The organism is Bacillus hominis (genome assembly GCF_030348325.1).
Lineage (GTDB): Bacteria > Bacillota > Bacilli > Bacillales > Bacillaceae_G > Bacillus_A > Bacillus_A hominis.
Genome location: NZ_JAUCFS010000005.1, coordinates 2,337,665 through 2,353,540 on the forward strand (window position 1 = coordinate 2,337,665; position 15,876 = coordinate 2,353,540).

The 15,876-nt window shown below is 30.7% G+C and carries 15 protein-coding genes and 2 pseudogenes; 14 read left to right on the forward strand and 3 right to left on the reverse strand.

The features are described 5' to 3' along the window. Positions 1–181 precede the first annotated feature (181 nt). Both QUF93_RS14560 and QUF93_RS14565 read right to left on the reverse strand, forming a co-directional pair. Positions 182–1,339 carry a sensor histidine kinase gene (locus QUF93_RS14560; protein WP_289359212.1) on the reverse strand — a complete coding sequence of 386 codons (1,158 nt, stop codon included), beginning with the start codon at positions 1,337–1,339 and terminating at the stop codon, positions 182–184. Continuing rightward, on the reverse strand, positions 1,329–2,024 hold the full coding sequence (locus QUF93_RS14565) for a response regulator transcription factor (RefSeq protein ID WP_289359213.1): 696 nt from the start codon (positions 2,022–2,024) through the stop codon (positions 1,329–1,331). Before QUF93_RS14565 ends, QUF93_RS14560 begins: the two co-directional genes overlap by 11 nt. 197 nt (positions 2,025–2,221) lie before the next feature. On the opposite strand from QUF93_RS14565, the pseudogene QUF93_RS14570 reads away from it, so the two are divergent. The 8 genes and pseudogenes from QUF93_RS14570 to QUF93_RS14605 all read left to right on the forward strand — a co-directional run bounded on the left by QUF93_RS14570 (position 2,222) and on the right by QUF93_RS14605 (position 10,310). Beyond that, positions 2,222–2,666: pseudogene (locus QUF93_RS14570) on the forward strand (HAD family hydrolase). A 13-nt stretch (positions 2,667–2,679) separates the two neighbouring features. Next, entirely contained in the window at positions 2,680–3,354 is a 675-nt protein-coding gene (locus QUF93_RS14575; RefSeq protein WP_289359214.1) for a DUF3885 domain-containing protein, read from the forward strand. 24 nt (positions 3,355–3,378) lie between these two features. Continuing rightward, on the forward strand, positions 3,379–4,089 hold the full coding sequence (gene mtnN / locus QUF93_RS14580; RefSeq protein WP_289359215.1) for a 5'-methylthioadenosine/S-adenosylhomocysteine nucleosidase: 711 nt from the start codon (positions 3,379–3,381) through the stop codon (positions 4,087–4,089). Positions 4,090–4,105: 16 nt separating this feature from the next. Then, positions 4,106–4,741: an SDR family oxidoreductase gene (locus QUF93_RS14585; protein ID WP_289375533.1), complete on the forward strand. Its 636-nt coding sequence runs from the start codon at positions 4,106–4,108 to the stop codon at positions 4,739–4,741. 14 nt (positions 4,742–4,755) lie between these two features. Further along, positions 4,756–5,496: a class I SAM-dependent methyltransferase gene (locus QUF93_RS14590; protein WP_289375534.1), complete on the forward strand. Its 741-nt coding sequence runs from the start codon at positions 4,756–4,758 to the stop codon at positions 5,494–5,496. Positions 5,497–5,523: 27 nt separating this feature from the next. Beyond that, positions 5,524–6,372 (forward strand): GNAT family N-acetyltransferase, encoded by an 849-nt coding sequence (locus QUF93_RS14595; protein ID WP_289375536.1) that lies wholly within the window; start codon positions 5,524–5,526, stop codon positions 6,370–6,372. 208 nt (positions 6,373–6,580) lie between these two features. Further along, a complete protein-coding gene (locus tag QUF93_RS14600; protein WP_088058964.1) occupies positions 6,581–7,063 on the forward strand; it encodes an SRPBCC family protein in 483 nt (160 codons plus the stop codon). A 76-nt stretch (positions 7,064–7,139) separates the two neighbouring features. Next, complete coding sequence (locus QUF93_RS14605) at positions 7,140–10,310, forward strand: ATP-binding cassette domain-containing protein (protein ID WP_289375538.1); 3,171 nt, start codon at positions 7,140–7,142, stop codon at positions 10,308–10,310. Between the two features lie 135 nt (positions 10,311–10,445). Here the strand turns inward: QUF93_RS14605 and QUF93_RS14610 are convergent. Then, positions 10,446–10,589, reverse strand: a pseudogene (locus tag QUF93_RS14610) (DUF4158 domain-containing protein); the annotation flags it as partial. A 128-nt stretch (positions 10,590–10,717) separates the two neighbouring features. Between QUF93_RS14610 and QUF93_RS14615 the strand changes: the two are divergent. From QUF93_RS14615 to QUF93_RS14640, 6 genes are all read left to right on the forward strand, one after another. Then, a complete protein-coding gene (locus QUF93_RS14615) occupies positions 10,718–11,293 on the forward strand; it encodes a recombinase family protein (protein ID WP_289359222.1) in 576 nt (191 codons plus the stop codon). 63 nt (positions 11,294–11,356) lie between these two features. Beyond that, positions 11,357–12,319, forward strand: a complete 963-nt coding sequence (locus QUF93_RS14620; protein ID WP_289359223.1) for a helix-turn-helix transcriptional regulator — start codon at positions 11,357–11,359, stop codon at positions 12,317–12,319. Between the two features lie 74 nt (positions 12,320–12,393). Then, positions 12,394–13,026, forward strand: a complete 633-nt coding sequence (locus tag QUF93_RS14625; protein WP_002147762.1) for a type 1 glutamine amidotransferase family protein — start codon at positions 12,394–12,396, stop codon at positions 13,024–13,026. A 500-nt stretch (positions 13,027–13,526) separates the two neighbouring features. Continuing rightward, positions 13,527–13,868, forward strand: coding sequence for a PadR family transcriptional regulator (locus QUF93_RS14630; protein ID WP_016095396.1), 342 nt, complete (start codon positions 13,527–13,529; stop codon positions 13,866–13,868). After that, complete coding sequence (locus QUF93_RS14635) at positions 13,865–14,377, forward strand: DUF1129 domain-containing protein (protein ID WP_016095397.1); 513 nt, start codon at positions 13,865–13,867, stop codon at positions 14,375–14,377. The genes QUF93_RS14630 and QUF93_RS14635 overlap by 4 nt, the downstream gene beginning before the upstream one ends. After that, on the forward strand, positions 14,377–15,828 hold the full coding sequence (locus QUF93_RS14640) for a serine hydrolase domain-containing protein (protein ID WP_289375541.1): 1,452 nt from the start codon (positions 14,377–14,379) through the stop codon (positions 15,826–15,828). The genes QUF93_RS14635 and QUF93_RS14640 overlap by 1 nt, the downstream gene beginning before the upstream one ends. Positions 15,829–15,876: the final 48 nt, after the last annotated feature.

A 15,876-nucleotide genomic window follows, 5' to 3' on the forward strand; every position in this document is an offset into this window, starting at 1 on the left:
AAGCGATCCTCCTACTCTTACATCAATAGTACTATTGTAAGAAAGAATGCTTAATTAGGAAGAAAGAAAAGGTAAAGAATTTCTAAAGAATTTTAAGGAATTCTTTAATTTTGGATTTTGATGGAAAATTAAAGGTTCAATTTCTTATTAGATAAGAAATTGAACCTAAAAATATGTCTTATTAACATTTGTATGGAAGTAATTTTACAGTGAAAGTTGTCTTTTTATCATCACTATATACTTCAATTGTTCCTTTATGCAGTTCGACAATACTTTTTGCAATTGCTAATCCGAGCCCAGATCCACCGGTGTTTGTCGATCGTGATTTCTCCACGCGATAAAAACGTTCAAAAATATGAGGTAAATCAGTACTTGGAATAGCTTGTCCGTAATTTGCTATATCAATAGCGATCGTATTATTGCTTTCGTAAGCTGTAATATCAATATGATTTCCATCATTTCCATAAGTAATAGCGTTTATGATTAGGTTTTCAAACACACGTACTAATTTATCCCCATCAGCTAGTACCATTAGCTTTTGAGCTGGGAAAGAAGGTCGACATTCAATATTAGCTTCTTGAAGCTGTATCCGAAATTGGACAGTTAATTGTCCAAGCAATTCTACAATATCAATAGGAACAGAATTTAAACTTAACTCTTTATTTTGAACACGTGTATATTCAAACAAATCATTCATTAATGCGTTGAGACGGGTTACTTTATCGTAAATGACTTGTATGTAATGACGCAATTCCACTTCATCTCTATAATTATCATGATGGATTAAATTCACATATCCAACTATAGATGTAAGAGGCGTTCGTAAGTCATGTGATACATTCGTAATAAGTTCGCTTTTTGCTTGTTCCGCCTGTCTTTCTTCATCAATTGATACTTTTAACTGTTCAACAATTTGATTAACGCCAGTTGCTAATTCTTCTAAATAATTATGGTGTACAATAGAAACTTTATGATTAAAGTTTCCCCCCGCAATATATCGAATTTCTTCAATCATTTTTTTAATACAAGTTTCATAGTAAAGCTTTCTTTCATGACGATAAAAAATGTAAAGATAGGATGAGAAAATAGAAAATAAAAACAAATAAGAAACGATCATCATCCATAAAGATTCCTTTATCCCTCTATACTTTTCATAACCAAAAATTCGAATGAATTCTTTACTTAGTTCGCTTAGAGTAAGTGAACTCTCAATTACACTCGTAACGAGGCGATATATAATTAATTCGGTAATAGGTGTAAGAGTGATAGCTAATAAAAGCCAAAGAATCATCTTCCATTTTGGAATATCTTTTAATATATCAAATGCTTCATTTCTCAATTTTATAGCCTACTCCCCAAACCGTATGAATCAGTTTTTCACCATTCATTACTGTTTCAAGTTTATCCCGTAAATTACTAATATGGACCATTACCGTTTTATTAGAACCATAACCATCTTCATTCCAAACACGTTCGAATATTTCTTCAGAACTAAATACTCTGCCAGTATTACTCGCAAGTAAATATAAAATATCAAATTCAATAGAAGTGAGTTTAATATACTCACCATTTACTTTAACGGTATGATTATGTTTATGTATTTCAACTGTACGAATGCGAATGATACCATCTTCATTCTTTGGTTTAGCAGCGTTTTGGAAAGAAGATCTTCGTAACAAAGCTTTCACTCTAGCGACTAATTCTAGTGGATTAAACGGTTTAATCATATAATCATCTGCGCCTGTCATAAGTCCTAAAATTTTATCCATATCTTCAGCCTTTGCGCTAAGCATAAGGATAGGTACAGTATTATGTTCACGCACTTCTTGACAAACTTCTAATCCGTTTCGTTTTGGCATCATAATATCCAAAATCATAAGGTCAATTTCATACGCAGATATCATTCGTAATGCTTCATCACCATCATAAGCTTTATAAATGTTATAACCTTCATTTCGCAAATAAACAGCGAGTAATTCTACAATATCTTTATCATCATCAATAATTAATACATTTTTATTCATTATATAGTTAGTTCCTTTCCTTACAATTAATCAACATTACTATAATATCAAACATTTATGTATTTTATAGTAATGTTTCTACATAAAATTTCATGTAACGTACTAAAAAGGAATTAAACCATTCATAACGAATTAAAATAGAAGGGTTATTTGAATTTCATATTATATTGAAGAATAATAATCAGGAAGAGATTAACGTGCTATATAATGAAATATGTTCATTTACCCCAACTGGGAAAATAGAACATGATATAAAAGAGTTTCTATTAAAATACAATAAAGAATTTACATATAAACATTCAATTCGTGTGGCAAATGAGGCGAGAAAAATTATCGAGAGTAATTACAAGAGAGACATTTAAAATAGAAGACGAAGAAGTTTTAAATGCAATCAGTTGCCACACTACTTTGCGTAAACATGTAATAAAGATGGATTTAGTATTATTGGTTGCTGATAAATTAGAATGGGATCAAATAGGGACACCATCATATTTAATTGAGGTGAAAAAAGGTTTAGGAAAATCTTTGGAACACGCTGCGTTTGTATATATTTCGTATTTATGGGAAAGAAAAGAAATATTGAAAGTTATATATCCATGGCTAGAAGAAGCATATTGGCATTTAAAAGAAATTGTAGAGTAGAAAGGATATAAAAATGCAATTAAAAGAATATATGAATCAAACATTTCCGGGAGTTACGTTAGTGCCATACATATACTCTCAGTGGGAAAATCATCTTCATTTTGATTTTGGGAAAGGTGAATATCAATTTAGAGAAGATGGTAACACTTATAATATGGAATATTTCACACAACTATATAGGTATAATAAAAGTCTATTTGAGGATATATTTTCAAAAGAAGATACTGTCTTTTTAGTCACAAATGTTTATCGATTTAAACAGGAAAATATAAAAAATCCGCAGAAAATAAATGTATATAATAGATTTATTAAAAAGAGGGATTTAAAGTTTCATATAAGACAAGAAACATTACCATTTTTATTTGAAGATGAAGAAGCTGATTTATATTGTACATATCAATTTTCTTTAAAATGTTTTGCTGAAGATGTTAAATATGAACCGCTTATTCAAGCAGCTAATCATGAAGATTTTCCTGACCTACGTCCACGCCTAGGACGAAAAAAAGAAATTGCATATCCAGATGTATTTTTTATAAATGTAACAAAGGATATTATCGTGTTTATTTATGATGATAGAGGATGTGAAGTAATCGCGAAGAATAAAGAAATGATACGGAATTTATATAAGAAGTATAAAGAGTGGATACCAGATTATGAACGAAAGAGTATAGATGACTTATTTAAATGAAAATAGGAGGAAGTGAAGTGTGTAATGAAAAGGATAGCAATTGTATCTGCATGGGAACCAGAGCTTACGTATTTGCATCAACATTATCCAAGTGAGCGTGTAGAGAAAATAGCAGCTTGGGAATTTCATTTTCATTCTATTAATGAATTAGAAGTTATTTCAGTTGTAACTGGTGTCGGTAAAGTAAGTTGTGCTAGTTGTGTACAACTATTAATAAGTGAATTCCAGCCAGACCAGTTATTTATGACAGGAATTTGCGGGAGTTTATCAGATAAAGTGAAAAATGGACACATCGTTGTAGCTCTTAATACTTTGCAGCATGATGTTACAGCGGCTGGCTCAGGAGAAGATAGTTTTAATCTATATGATGGTAGAACAGCACCTATTGAAACAACTAAATCACTTGTAAAACGGATGAAGAAATTGCGTTCGTATGACCCGGTCCATTTTGGTACATTTCTATCTGGAGATCAACGTATTCGAAGTTCAGAAATGAGATATTTACTGCATACTGTATACGGTGCTTTAGCCGTCGATCAAGAAGTGGCAGCATTCGCTTATGTGTGTCATGTAAATAAAAAACCATTTTTATGTTTAAAAGCTGCTTCAGATCAAGCGAATGATAAAACGAAAGAAGAACAAAAGGTTTTTAAAATGTTAGCATGTGAACGAGCATGTGAGCATTTAATTACTTTTTTACGTGTTTATGAGATTACTGTAGTAAATAATGGATAGTAAGAGGGTTCTAATAATGGAAAATACAAATAAAATAGCGATTCTTGGCGCGAATGGAAAAGCCGGAAAATTCCTAGTAAATCAAGCGTTAGAAAAGGGCTATCAAGTGCGAATATTAAAGAGAAATTCTAAAAATATGACGATAACTAATGAAACTATAGAGACTATCAGTGGAGATGCTCGTGATTTTTCAGCTATACAGGAATTACTTCAGGGGTGTAAAGCTGTGATTAATGCGGTAGGTCAGCCGAGAAATGAACCTTATATTTTTAATACAGTTACGAAGCATATTTTAAAAGTAATGAAGGAATATGAAATTAAGCGCTATATTCTTATTTCTGGAGGCTCCTTAAATGTAAAAGGAGATCAGAAGGGAATTGTAAATAAAATAGGAGCTAATTTATTTCGATTATTTCTTCCAAAGATGATGCAGGATAAATATAAAGAATTGCAAAGTATACAAAATAGTGATGTAGATTGGACAATTGTTAGATTACCATTTGTTATAGAGGGGAATAGTATTGGAAATATAAAAGAAAGTTTAATAGATATGCCAGGAATCAAAATTAAGAATGGAGATATTGCACCGTTTGTTATAAAACAAATAAATAGTGAGACATATGTAGGGAAATGTCCACTCATTTCAAATTAAGAGGTGAATTACAATTGCATACGTATTATGGAGAACTTTGTACAAAGATATATGAAAGTGATAAATCAATTGCGAGTGGAAAAGAATTGGATTTTTATCTTTCTTTTGCAAAAGACAAAAACATGACAGTGTTAGAACCGATGTGTGGAAATGGTAGAATGTTAATTCCTTTTATGCAAAATGGTGTGAATATAGAAGGATTTGATATTTCGAAAGATATGCTTAAAGTTTGTAAAAATAAAGCAGAAAAATTAAACTTAAAACCGGTTGTGACACAAGGAAGAATAGAAGAATACCATAGTGATAAAAAATACGATCTTATTATGATTCCTATAGGTTCATTTTCACTTTTACCAAATAATTTAGTAGACAATAGTCTTCAAAATATGAAAAACAACTTAAAGGAAAATGGCAAATTCCTTCTTACAGTTGTACAAGGTGGAAGTGAAACAGAACAAATTCTAGATTGGATAGAGACAAATAGAAAAGAAATTAACAATGAATTAATTGTTGAGTATAGAAAAGTATCATATGATGAGGCACAAAAACTTTTAAATATTAAACTAAAATATGAAGTTATTCATGATGAGAAAATAGCAGAAACTGAGATTATGGATTTTCCTATAAGACTATATGATTTGAAAGAATTTGAAAATATACTTATTGCTAATGGATTTAGTCAAATTGTTGTTCATGAAATAAAGAATGGGTATGGTGAAGGGAATTCATTTCATGTGTTTGAATGTAGTAAATAACAAGCCAAAGCGGAGGATTATACTTATATGATTCAATACAAAAGATGTAGTGAAGTGAGTATAGATTTAGTATATGAAGCTTTTAAGGACGGGTTTTCAGATTACATTATTAAAATGGAAGTTTCAAAAGAAGATTTTATAAAAAGGTTTTTTGGGCCAGAAGGCAATTCGTTAGAACACTCCTTTCTTGCTTTAGATGGTGATAAATCTGTTGGTGTAATACTTGGTGGTATAAAAGTTTATGAAAGTATAAAAACAATGCGCTGCGGAACTTTAGCTGTTCATCCGGATTATCGTGGCATTGGTGTAAGTCAAAAGTTATTCGGGCTGCATAAAGAAGAGGCGATTCAAAATGGATGCAAGCAACTTTTTCTTGAAGTAATTGTAGGTAATGATCGAGCGATTAATTTTTATAATAAATTTGGTTATGAAAAAGTATATGAACTTTCTTATTATAATTTAAATGATTTAACTAAAATAATTAATAAGGATGTTAAAGGTATTGAAGTAAAACAAATAGAATTTCAACCATTTAAATTCGAAATTCAGAAATGGCTTAACTTCCATATAAATTGGCAAAATGATATGGATTATATAGAAAAAACAAATAATACATTTTACGGGGCATATATCGATAATGATTTAAAAGGCTCTTTATGTGTAAATGAACAAGGAAAAATTAGCTTTATATTTGTAGATAAAGACTATAGAAATAATGGTATGGCGACGCAATTATTACAATTTGCAAGTAAAGAATTGAAGTTATCAAGTTTATCAATGGGGTTTCCTAATAATGGGTTAATTCAGGGATATTTGAAAAAGTGTCGATTTGAAAAAAACTCTTTAGCACAATATGAAATGTACCATTTATTATAAAAAGCAGAAAATATTCTTTCTGCTTTTTATTTTGTCAAGGGGGAGAAATTAGATTAGAGTTCTCGTATATAATAAGCCAATCAATTTTGGAGCTAACAAAAACTTCTTAAATTAATTGGAGTGTAATAGAGATTTCTTTTTCAAATGAAATCATGTAAAATAAGTGCAGAACGTACATTCGTTTTGGTGAAAAGGAGGTTAATTAATAATGTTAGCTGTAATAGATAAGCAAAGTAATGAATACGTAGTACAATTTGAACGCCATTTTTCACATTCGATAGAAGAAATTTGGTCTGTATTAACAGATAATAATAAGTTAAAAAAGTGGATGTCTAACTTACAAATTGAAGACCTTAGGACAGGTGGAATTATAAAGTTTGATATGATGGACGGTACATTTATAAATATTGATATCTTAGAATGTCAAATGAATTCAGTTTTAGAATTCACATGGGATAAAGATCGTGTCCGATTTGAAATGCATAAAAAAGAAAATGGAATCCTATTATTACTTAAAGAATTCATTCATGAATTAACAGATCATACACCGAAAGATATAGCCGGTTGGCATATTTGTCTAGATCTTTTTTCTTCTGTTTTACAAGGAGAAGAAAAAGAATTTTCAAAAGATGAATGGAAATATTGGTTTGATAAATATAAGGTTAAGACCGATGAGTTGAAAGGATATTGATTATATAATCGATATTTATTATGTAATTATTACCTTATAAAAAGGGTTTTTAAAAACAATAAGAATAGAGGCTAATATGAAGGTAAATCAATTAATTGCGAACAATATAAATAAATTAGACGCAGAAATACCGGTAAATAAATCGTTTGGAATTGCTGGTTTGTCTGGATCTGGTAAAACTACATTTTGCCAAACGATTGGCGAAGAATCAAAAAAACGATTAGTTTCTTTATTACCAAAAGCTGAATATCAATATTTATTTCCTAACATTATGGAAACGAATTTTAGTGCTATTAAGATGGAAGAAATGCCATTAGTACTTTTTCTAGGAAAATCATCGATTTCTTCTAATCCACGTTCAACGATTGGTACTCATACAGGTGTTTTTAAAGAGATACGTGAAAGACTTGCTGAAAAATATAATCTTTCTCCTGAGGTCTTTTCATTTAATAATCAGTTAGGTTGGTGTCCAGGTTGTAAAGGCCGAGGTACAACTAAAAATATTGAGTGTAAAAAATGTGAGGGCAGACGTTATAGTCAAGAGGTTGAACAATATACAATTGAATTATTTGATAAACCACATACAATTTCAGATATTAATGATTTAAGTGTAGAATCTATTCTTTCATTAGCCGCAGTTTTAAATATTAGTGAAGCGAAACAACATATTCTTCAAAACATTGCTAATATGAATATTGGTTATTTAACATTAAATCGGATTATGGGTACATTGTCAGGTGGAGAAATTACACGACTATACTTGGCAGAATTTATGGCAGTAAGTGAAAATACTGTAATTATTATTGATGAAATTTCAGTAGGGCTGGATCATGAAACACTATTGAAAATTTTAGAAGAGATTAAACAATTAGGATGTAAGAATCAAATTTGGCTTATTGATCATTCAGACACAGTGCTTGATACAACTGATAAGCAATTGTTCTTTGGCCTAGGTAGCGGGAAATATGGCGGAACAATTGTTGAAGAATCGCCAAGGCCAGACCCAATAATTTGGGAAATAAATCATGAAATACCAACAGAATATTATGCATTCCATGATTTATATTGCCGTAACATCCAAATGACTGAATTTCAGATTCCTAAAAATAGACTTGTAACTGTTACAGGTGAATCTGGATGTGGTAAATCAACACTTGTTAATGAATGCATATCCAAAGATTTCCTGAAACGATATCCAAAAGATAAACTAGTAATGGTAGGACAAGATCGAAACCAATCAATTACAAGTCGGTCAACCGTTGCGACTTTCCTAGATATTAAAAAGAAACTGTCAAAGTATAGTGAAGACATTGATGATATTTTTGAACGTTCGATTGAAGATATTATTGATGAACTTCCAAATGAAGATATCGCTTATAAACGTTTGAGTTTATTAATCAAACTTGGACTTGGTTATTTGACATTAGAACGAAAAACACAAACATTATCAACAGGCGAGTTTCAATGTGTTCATTTAGTTTCGGAGTTATTTGCAAACTCAAGAAACCCACATACACTATTTATTTTTGATGAGCCTTCAAAAGGTTTATCAAAAAATATTTTAAATCAATTCATCGATAGTGTTAGAGGGATATTGCAAGATGAATCAGTCTCAATCATTATGATTGAGCATAATAGTTACATGCTTGAAAGCTCTGATTATATCGTTGATTTTGGGAAAAGACAGTTTGAATCTGTAGAGCATCTTGATGTAGTTAGTCATGGGGATTATTATCGTCAAAAAAATGATATAGATAAAGTTACTCCATTACATATTTCTTCAACACTGAATCAACAAAATGGAATTAACTACTTAGCAGAAAATCATATTTCTTATTTTAAAAATGCAGAAAACATCTACAAGGGTGGCATATTAAAAAGCTTATCATCAATGGCTCGTTTAATTTACGGTGAATACGAATCTGATACAATTGCGCCTGTTGTTGCTATTGATCTCGAAAGACATTTGTATAGTCAATATAGTTTCTTATATGAAATTGGTGGATTGATCAATCATATTGTAGCCGCTCATCCAACTAATAAAGATACGAGAAGTTTCGATTTCTATTCTCAGGATAATCATTGCCCATCATGTTCAGGACATCTTAAGATAGAAATCTTTGATAAGGAAATTGTAATTCAAGATAAAAACATTCCATTTTGGGATGGTCTATTCTATCCGGAAATCATGAAAGTATTAAAGTTTTATCAGTATGAAAAAATAGAATTTCTATTTGAAGAAATTAAAAATGAGCTTGGTCATGATTTGTCAAAGAGCTACAATGATATGTCAGAAGAAGAAAAACATACATTTTGGTACGGATATTTTGAAAAATCATTTTATGATAAAAAAGGGAAGACACGTAGAACGTGGGTAGGATTTAATACGATCATTGGTGGATATATTGTTATTTCAAAAGCAGCTATTAAAGAAGATATTAAGAATTCTAAAGAAATGATGACATGTCCAATTTGTGAGGGGACGGTTTTAAATCATCATAAACCGCTTAAATTTGAAAACTCAGATATTCGCGAAATAATCAATCAGCCTATAACTAAAGTGTTGAAAACAGTTGGTGATTTACCAGCACTCGTTAAATTGAAATCTATTGTTGGTGGCGATATAAGATTGACAGAAGATGTTTCTTTATTGCCAAGAAAAGCACAAGTTGCACTGAAAATGTTCGAATTAGAACAAGTAAGCTTTTCAAACTATGAAATGGTATTACAAAATGTATTACCATTCTGGGGCGAAATTAAAGGTAATGTCGAATCCATCAGCAATAATAATAAGGTAACTATTTGTGATTTTCAAAATATCAATGAAACAAGAGAAACTATCATAGATAAGTATTTCACAAATGGAAAATATAAAAAACTAACATATGTGTATGAAGCATTTGGGTATAAAAAATTAGTTACCCAAATTAATAAAATTAAAAAAAGCAACCCATGTCCATTCTGTAACGGAAAGAAAGTAATAACAGAAGATAACCTGCATGACGGCGTGTTTAAATTAACAATTCCATGTGTAACTTGTAATGCAAGTGGTATTAACGATGAAGGACGTAAAGAAATCGTCGATGACATGGACGTGCAAACATGGTTAACTGGAAAAGTTAGTGATGTTGTGGATGAAAGCTTACGAACTGAGGATGTTGCAGACATTCTAATATTTAATCGAATTCGTGAGTTGAATAAACGAGAAATGATGGCAGTTTATGAATGTCTTGAGAAAAATAATTAAATTAAGAAGAATAAAAATAGTGGTCAGTTAGGGATTAAAAACTCATTTGCAATAATCTGCAAATGAGTTTTTATGTTGAAGAAGAGTTTCTTTAACATAATATAGCGGTACCTAAAACCTCAAAAGCGTCTAATTTTTCCTCCTTCGCTTATTTATAATTTCTAAATCTTGTTTGGAAAAAGTGTAGTAGGTTCCTAGCACCCACTCATCTTCAGAAATTTGTATAAAGGCTTGTCGCTGTTCCGGTGTAAGTAATTCGCTACCTCTCGCCATTTTCATACAGTATCATCTCATTTCTGTAATTATTCAGTTAATTAGTTCAATTATGTATCAATAGAGTGTAGAAGACTGATAAAATCATAGTTAAGAGCGTCTCATAAGACTTGTCTCAAAAACGAGGTGATATTTTGCGAAAAATCGGTTATATACGTGTCAGTTCAACTAGCCAGAATCCTTCAAGGCAATTTCAGCAACTGAACGAAATCGGAATGGATATTATTTTAAAAGAAAAAGTTTTCGGAGCAACAAAAGATCGTGAGCAACTTCAAAAAATGTTAGAGGATATACAAGAAGGTGACATCATTTATGTTACGGACTTAACTCGGATTACTCGTAGTACACAAGATTTATTTGAATTAATCGATAACATACGGAGTAAAAAGGCAAATTTAAAATCCTTAAAAGATACATGGCTAGATTTATCAGAAGATAATCCCTACAGCCAATTCTTAATTACGGTTATGGCGGGTGTAAACCAATTAGAACGTGATCTTATCCGTATGCGGCAGCGTGAAGGGATTGAACTGGCTAAGAAAGAAGGAAAGTTTAAAGGTCGGTTAAAGAAGTACCATAAAAATCATGCAGGAATGAATTATGCAGTAAAACTTTATAAAGAGGGAGATATGACTGTAAATCACATTTGTGAAATTACAAATGTGTCTAGGGCCTCATTATATAGAAAGCTATCGGAAAGGAACAGTTGATGAGTTATACCAAAAATCAGAAATATATAATAGAAAATAAATTCCATATAGAGGTGGAATTATATGCCTAAAATTGACAATATGTTAGCAATTCTATGGATGCTTCGCTCAGGTAAAAAAATTACTGCAAAACAAATTTCAGAAAAGTTAGAGATGAATATAAGGACTGTGTATCGTTATATTGATACAATTTCAACAAGTGGCGTACCTATAATTTCAGAACCAGGACATAACGGTGGATACACTTTATTGAACAATTTTATTGAGGCTCCTCTTTTTTTTGATTTTGAGGAGCAAACTTCACTATTTCACGCTGCTGTTTTTGCGGAAGAAGCCGGATATTATGGAGGTGAAGCACTAAATAGGGCCATTTCAAAACTAAGTAAATACTCAAATCAAGAGCAGGAAGCAAAGATAAACCAACATTTAACTAGTCTAGAAGTAATAAGTCGATTAAGTTCACTCTCTATGGAACCTTTTTTGAAGGAGTTGGAGCAGGCCGTAGCTGACGGGTACTCAGTAAAAATTCTTTACTATAAAAGTGGCGAAAAGCAATTAAATCATAGATTGGTCGATCCGTACAGAATTATCTATTGGAATAATAAGTGGTATGTAATTGGATTTTGTCATCTTAGGAATGATATCCGTAGTTTTAGAGTAGATCGAATTGAAAGTCTAATGCTAACCGAAAATAAATTTAACCGGCCAGAAAATTTTTCAGCACGTGACTTTTTTATAAAAAATCTTCTTCCAACTATAGAAGATAAGGAAGGGATTATTTCTTTGGTTATTAATGGGGATAAAAGTGTATTGGCTGATATTTGCCAACATTGGTTTTTAGGACATTATTTACAAGAACGGACTTCAAATCAAGCAGTTTTTCTTCTTGAAAAAGATATGATACATACATATGTACCTTATTTACTTTTACCGTACAATAAATCTATTAAAGTTATTGAGCCAATAAGTCTTAAGAAAAGACTTATTGAAGTTCTGTCGGAATTAATAAAATTTCATCAAGTATGATAACTTCCCTGACGTTAACTGTCAGGGAAGTTATATTATAATAGCTATATCAATTGTGATTGGAGTGTTATTGGATGCAAACAAAAAAAGTTTTTCTATATGTATTTAATACAATGTCGGACTGGGAATATGGATATTTAATTGCTGAACTAAACTCAGGAAGATATTTCAAAAAAGATTTAGTACCTTTAAAAGTAATTACAGTAGGAGCTAATAAAGAAATGATTACTACTATGGGAGGACTGAGCATAAAACCAGACATTTCTCTTGATGAATGTACTTTTGAGAGTAAAGATCTTTTGATTTTACCAGGAGGGACTACTTGGAGTGAAGAAATTCATCAACCTATCTTGGAAAGAATTGGCCAAGCTTTAAAGCTTGGCACTATTGTTGCTGCAATTTGTGGTGCAACTGAGGCCCTTGCGAATATGGGATACTTAGATACTAGAAAGCATACAAGTAATAATTTAGAATACACTAAAATGGTATGTCCTAACTATAAAGGAGAAAAGTTCTATGAGTTGAGATCTGCGGTATCTGATGCGAATTTAGTTACTGCATCAGGAATAGCTCCTCTGGAATTTGCGATGGAAGTACTGAAAAAATTAGATGTATTTGCACCCGACACATTACATTCATGGTATAACCTAAATAAGACTCATAAACCTGAATACTTCTTCCAATTAATGAATTCAATAAATAGCTGAGCTAAAAAATAAACTTAGCAGTTTTATATTAGTTCAAATAAAAATAATGAAGTAACTGAAAAGCTCCCTTTCTCTATTTTGTTTTGCAGAGAAGTGGGGCTTTTTAATTTGGAATTTCCTTAACGTTGTAAATCCGCATTTTCCTGACGCTACCCCATATAGCAAGAAAAATCTATTTGTAATATTAATATAAATTATTCTTAAATTATTAAATTTTAAACTGAAAGGTATTACAGGTTTGCATTTATGTTTAAGGTTTTTAGTCTTTCTAAGATATAAATGCATTTGTCCGTGAGAGTTAGTTTAAAATCATTAATTATAATTATTTATTATGTAATTATTGACGTATAAAAATGTTTTTTGGGGGATAATAATTTAGGTTATTTGGATAATACAAAAAGAATATGTTGCTTTTTTAGTGATTGTATAATTATTAGAATTTTTAAATTTAACAGAAATATATACTTGAATGAAGTATATATTTCTGTTAAATTTATCCTATGGACAAAACAAGTTTAATTAAAGGTCATTTAGAAATGTGTGTGTTATCTATTTTGTCGAAAAAGAAAAGTTATGGTTATGAAATTATGAAAGAACTTGAAGTACACAATTTAAAATTGAAAGGAGTAGGAAGTATTTACCCTATTTTAACTAAGTTAAAAAATCAAGAGTGGGTTAATACTTATCAAGAAGTAACAGACAGTGGTAAAGTTAGAATCTATTATGAAATTAATGAAAACGGGAAAATACGTCTTGAGAAAAAAATTAATGAATGGTTAGAATTGCAATCTGATATTCAAATATTATTAAAAAGCGGTTTGAAAGGAGACCTTCTGAAATGAGGAATGAATTAAACGGTAAAGAAAAGCAATTTTTAACTGACGTACTTAAGGAATTAGAGCAATACGATATCAGCTTAGAAGAAAGGGAAAATATTAAGCAACAAATATTAGAGCATATTCAAGAATGTCGTGAAAATGGGGAGGATAGTATAAATGATCTAGGTACGCCTCAATTATTTGTTCAAGATTTTTTAGAAATAAATGAAATTGACCTACAAGCTAAAATGAGACAACTTCAAAATGAAAAGGGAAATTCGAGCACATTTATCTTAGGTGGCATATTCATCGCAGTTATTACTTACCTCATCTCACAAACTACACTTTCACTATTTTTAACTGAATCATTTAACGGAGCTAATAGCAAAAATACATTTAATTATAATCTTTTATATCGTATAGCAGAGAATCAATGGTGGAACTATGTATTAATAATGTTTAGTTTTACGCTCTCTATATTAGTATTTATTAGCCTAGTAAGTTATAAAAAAAGAAAGCTATCTAAAGTATAATGAAGAAAACCATCTATAAACTATTTCAAATTTGTATTCTTTGTAATGTATTAATATTATGTATCGTACATCCAAAGGTTTATGCTGAGCAAAATATTAAAGTTACTTTAGATAAGTACATTGAAAAATTTATAAAGGAGCAGAACATACCAGGAGCTTCTGTTGCAATTGTACATCATAAAGATGTATTCTTCGCAAAATCGTGGGGAATTACTGGAGAGTCTGAAAAAAAGGTAACAAGTAAAACGCCGTTTGCAATCGGTTCAATAAGTAAATCTTTAACAGCTTTAGCTATAGTCAAGTTAATAGAAGATGAAAAAATAAAATTAGAGGATTCAGTTCAACAACATCTTCCTTCGTTTAAACTAAAAGATACACAATCAACTTCAAATATAACAATCCAACATCTACTAACTCATACAAGTGGAATAAATACATATGAAGGCTTAGCATTATCAGATAAACAATTAAAGAGTTCTAAAGCATTAAAAGAAAATGTAATGAAACTTTCAAAAGTAAAATTAAATGCCCCACCAGGGGAAAAGTATCAATATAGTAATGCAAATTATATGATACTTGGTGCCCTTATTGAGGCAGTCACAAATGAAACATATTCTTCATATATAGAAAAGCATGTTTTTCAGCCTTTAAAAATGAATGGCGCAGCGGCAAATAAAGATAGTGCATATGAAAAAGGCTATTTAACAGGTTATCAGTCGTGGTTTGGTATACCAAGAAAAAGTGTAGTGTCTTATGATAATGCTGGAGCACCGTATGGTTATATTACCGCGAATTTGGAAGATATGATTCAATTTATAATGTTTTTGAATCACCAAGAGCACACTCAATTTTTAAAGAAAGAAAGCATGGATCTTTATCTATCACCGCTTTATAAAATAAATTCAGAAAAAAGTTATGGGTTTGGATTAAGAACAACAAATATAAATGAAGGCGAAACGATGGTTTGGCATTCAGGATCAACGCCCGATGCTCGTGCAGAAATGTTTACTTTAAATAAAAGCGGCTGGGCTGGTGTGATTTTAACGAATAAAAATCATGTATTAGAAGAAACAGCACTAACGGTATTGAAAAAGGGGATTATTAGTATTTTGAATGGGGAAAAACCTGGTGATATCCCTAAAAACATACCATTTACACAAATTGTTATGTCGATAGTCACACTCTCACTCATTATTACATCAATTATGTTAGTGAAAAAGTATAAACGTAAGAAAACTTGTAAAAAAATAACTAGGCTGTTCGTTGGGAGTATATTTCTACTATTATCTATTATTTTGATCCCAATTCTTATTTATTGCACAAATTCACCGTGGCATACGACTAAATTGTTTGCAGTAGATGTAGCTTTACTCGCTAGTATTACAGTAATTTTATTAGCTGTGAACGGACTAATATCAATATTTATAGCCTTGAGGAGTAAGAAAGTATAAGGGTAAATAATTGAAGAAATATAATTTAAGTTGTTAAAAATAGTTGAC

What these genes read in the sequence shown, in the direction of transcription:
- QUF93_RS14565 (WP_289359213.1), bottom strand. Translation starts at nt 2,024, where the DNA reads ATGAATAAAAATGTATTAATTATTGATGATGATAAAGATATTGTAGAA.
- QUF93_RS14575 (WP_289359214.1), top strand. Translation starts at nt 2,680, where the DNA reads ATGCAATTAAAAGAATATATGAATCAAACATTTCCGGGAGTTACGTTA.
- mtnN (WP_289359215.1), top strand. Translation starts at nt 3,379, where the DNA reads ATGAAAAGGATAGCAATTGTATCTGCATGGGAACCAGAGCTTACGTAT.
- QUF93_RS14585 (WP_289375533.1), top strand. Translation starts at nt 4,106, where the DNA reads ATGGAAAATACAAATAAAATAGCGATTCTTGGCGCGAATGGAAAAGCC.
- QUF93_RS14595 (WP_289375536.1), top strand. Translation starts at nt 5,524, where the DNA reads ATGATTCAATACAAAAGATGTAGTGAAGTGAGTATAGATTTAGTATAT.
- QUF93_RS14600 (WP_088058964.1), top strand. Translation starts at nt 6,581, where the DNA reads ATGTTAGCTGTAATAGATAAGCAAAGTAATGAATACGTAGTACAATTT.
- QUF93_RS14605 (WP_289375538.1), top strand. Translation starts at nt 7,140, where the DNA reads ATGAAGGTAAATCAATTAATTGCGAACAATATAAATAAATTAGACGCA.
- QUF93_RS14620 (WP_289359223.1), top strand. Translation starts at nt 11,357, where the DNA reads ATGCCTAAAATTGACAATATGTTAGCAATTCTATGGATGCTTCGCTCA.
- QUF93_RS14625 (WP_002147762.1), top strand. Translation starts at nt 12,394, where the DNA reads ATGCAAACAAAAAAAGTTTTTCTATATGTATTTAATACAATGTCGGAC.
- QUF93_RS14630 (WP_016095396.1), top strand. Translation starts at nt 13,527, where the DNA reads ATGGACAAAACAAGTTTAATTAAAGGTCATTTAGAAATGTGTGTGTTA.
- QUF93_RS14635 (WP_016095397.1), top strand. Translation starts at nt 13,865, where the DNA reads ATGAGGAATGAATTAAACGGTAAAGAAAAGCAATTTTTAACTGACGTA.
- QUF93_RS14640 (WP_289375541.1), top strand. Translation starts at nt 14,377, where the DNA reads ATGAAGAAAACCATCTATAAACTATTTCAAATTTGTATTCTTTGTAAT.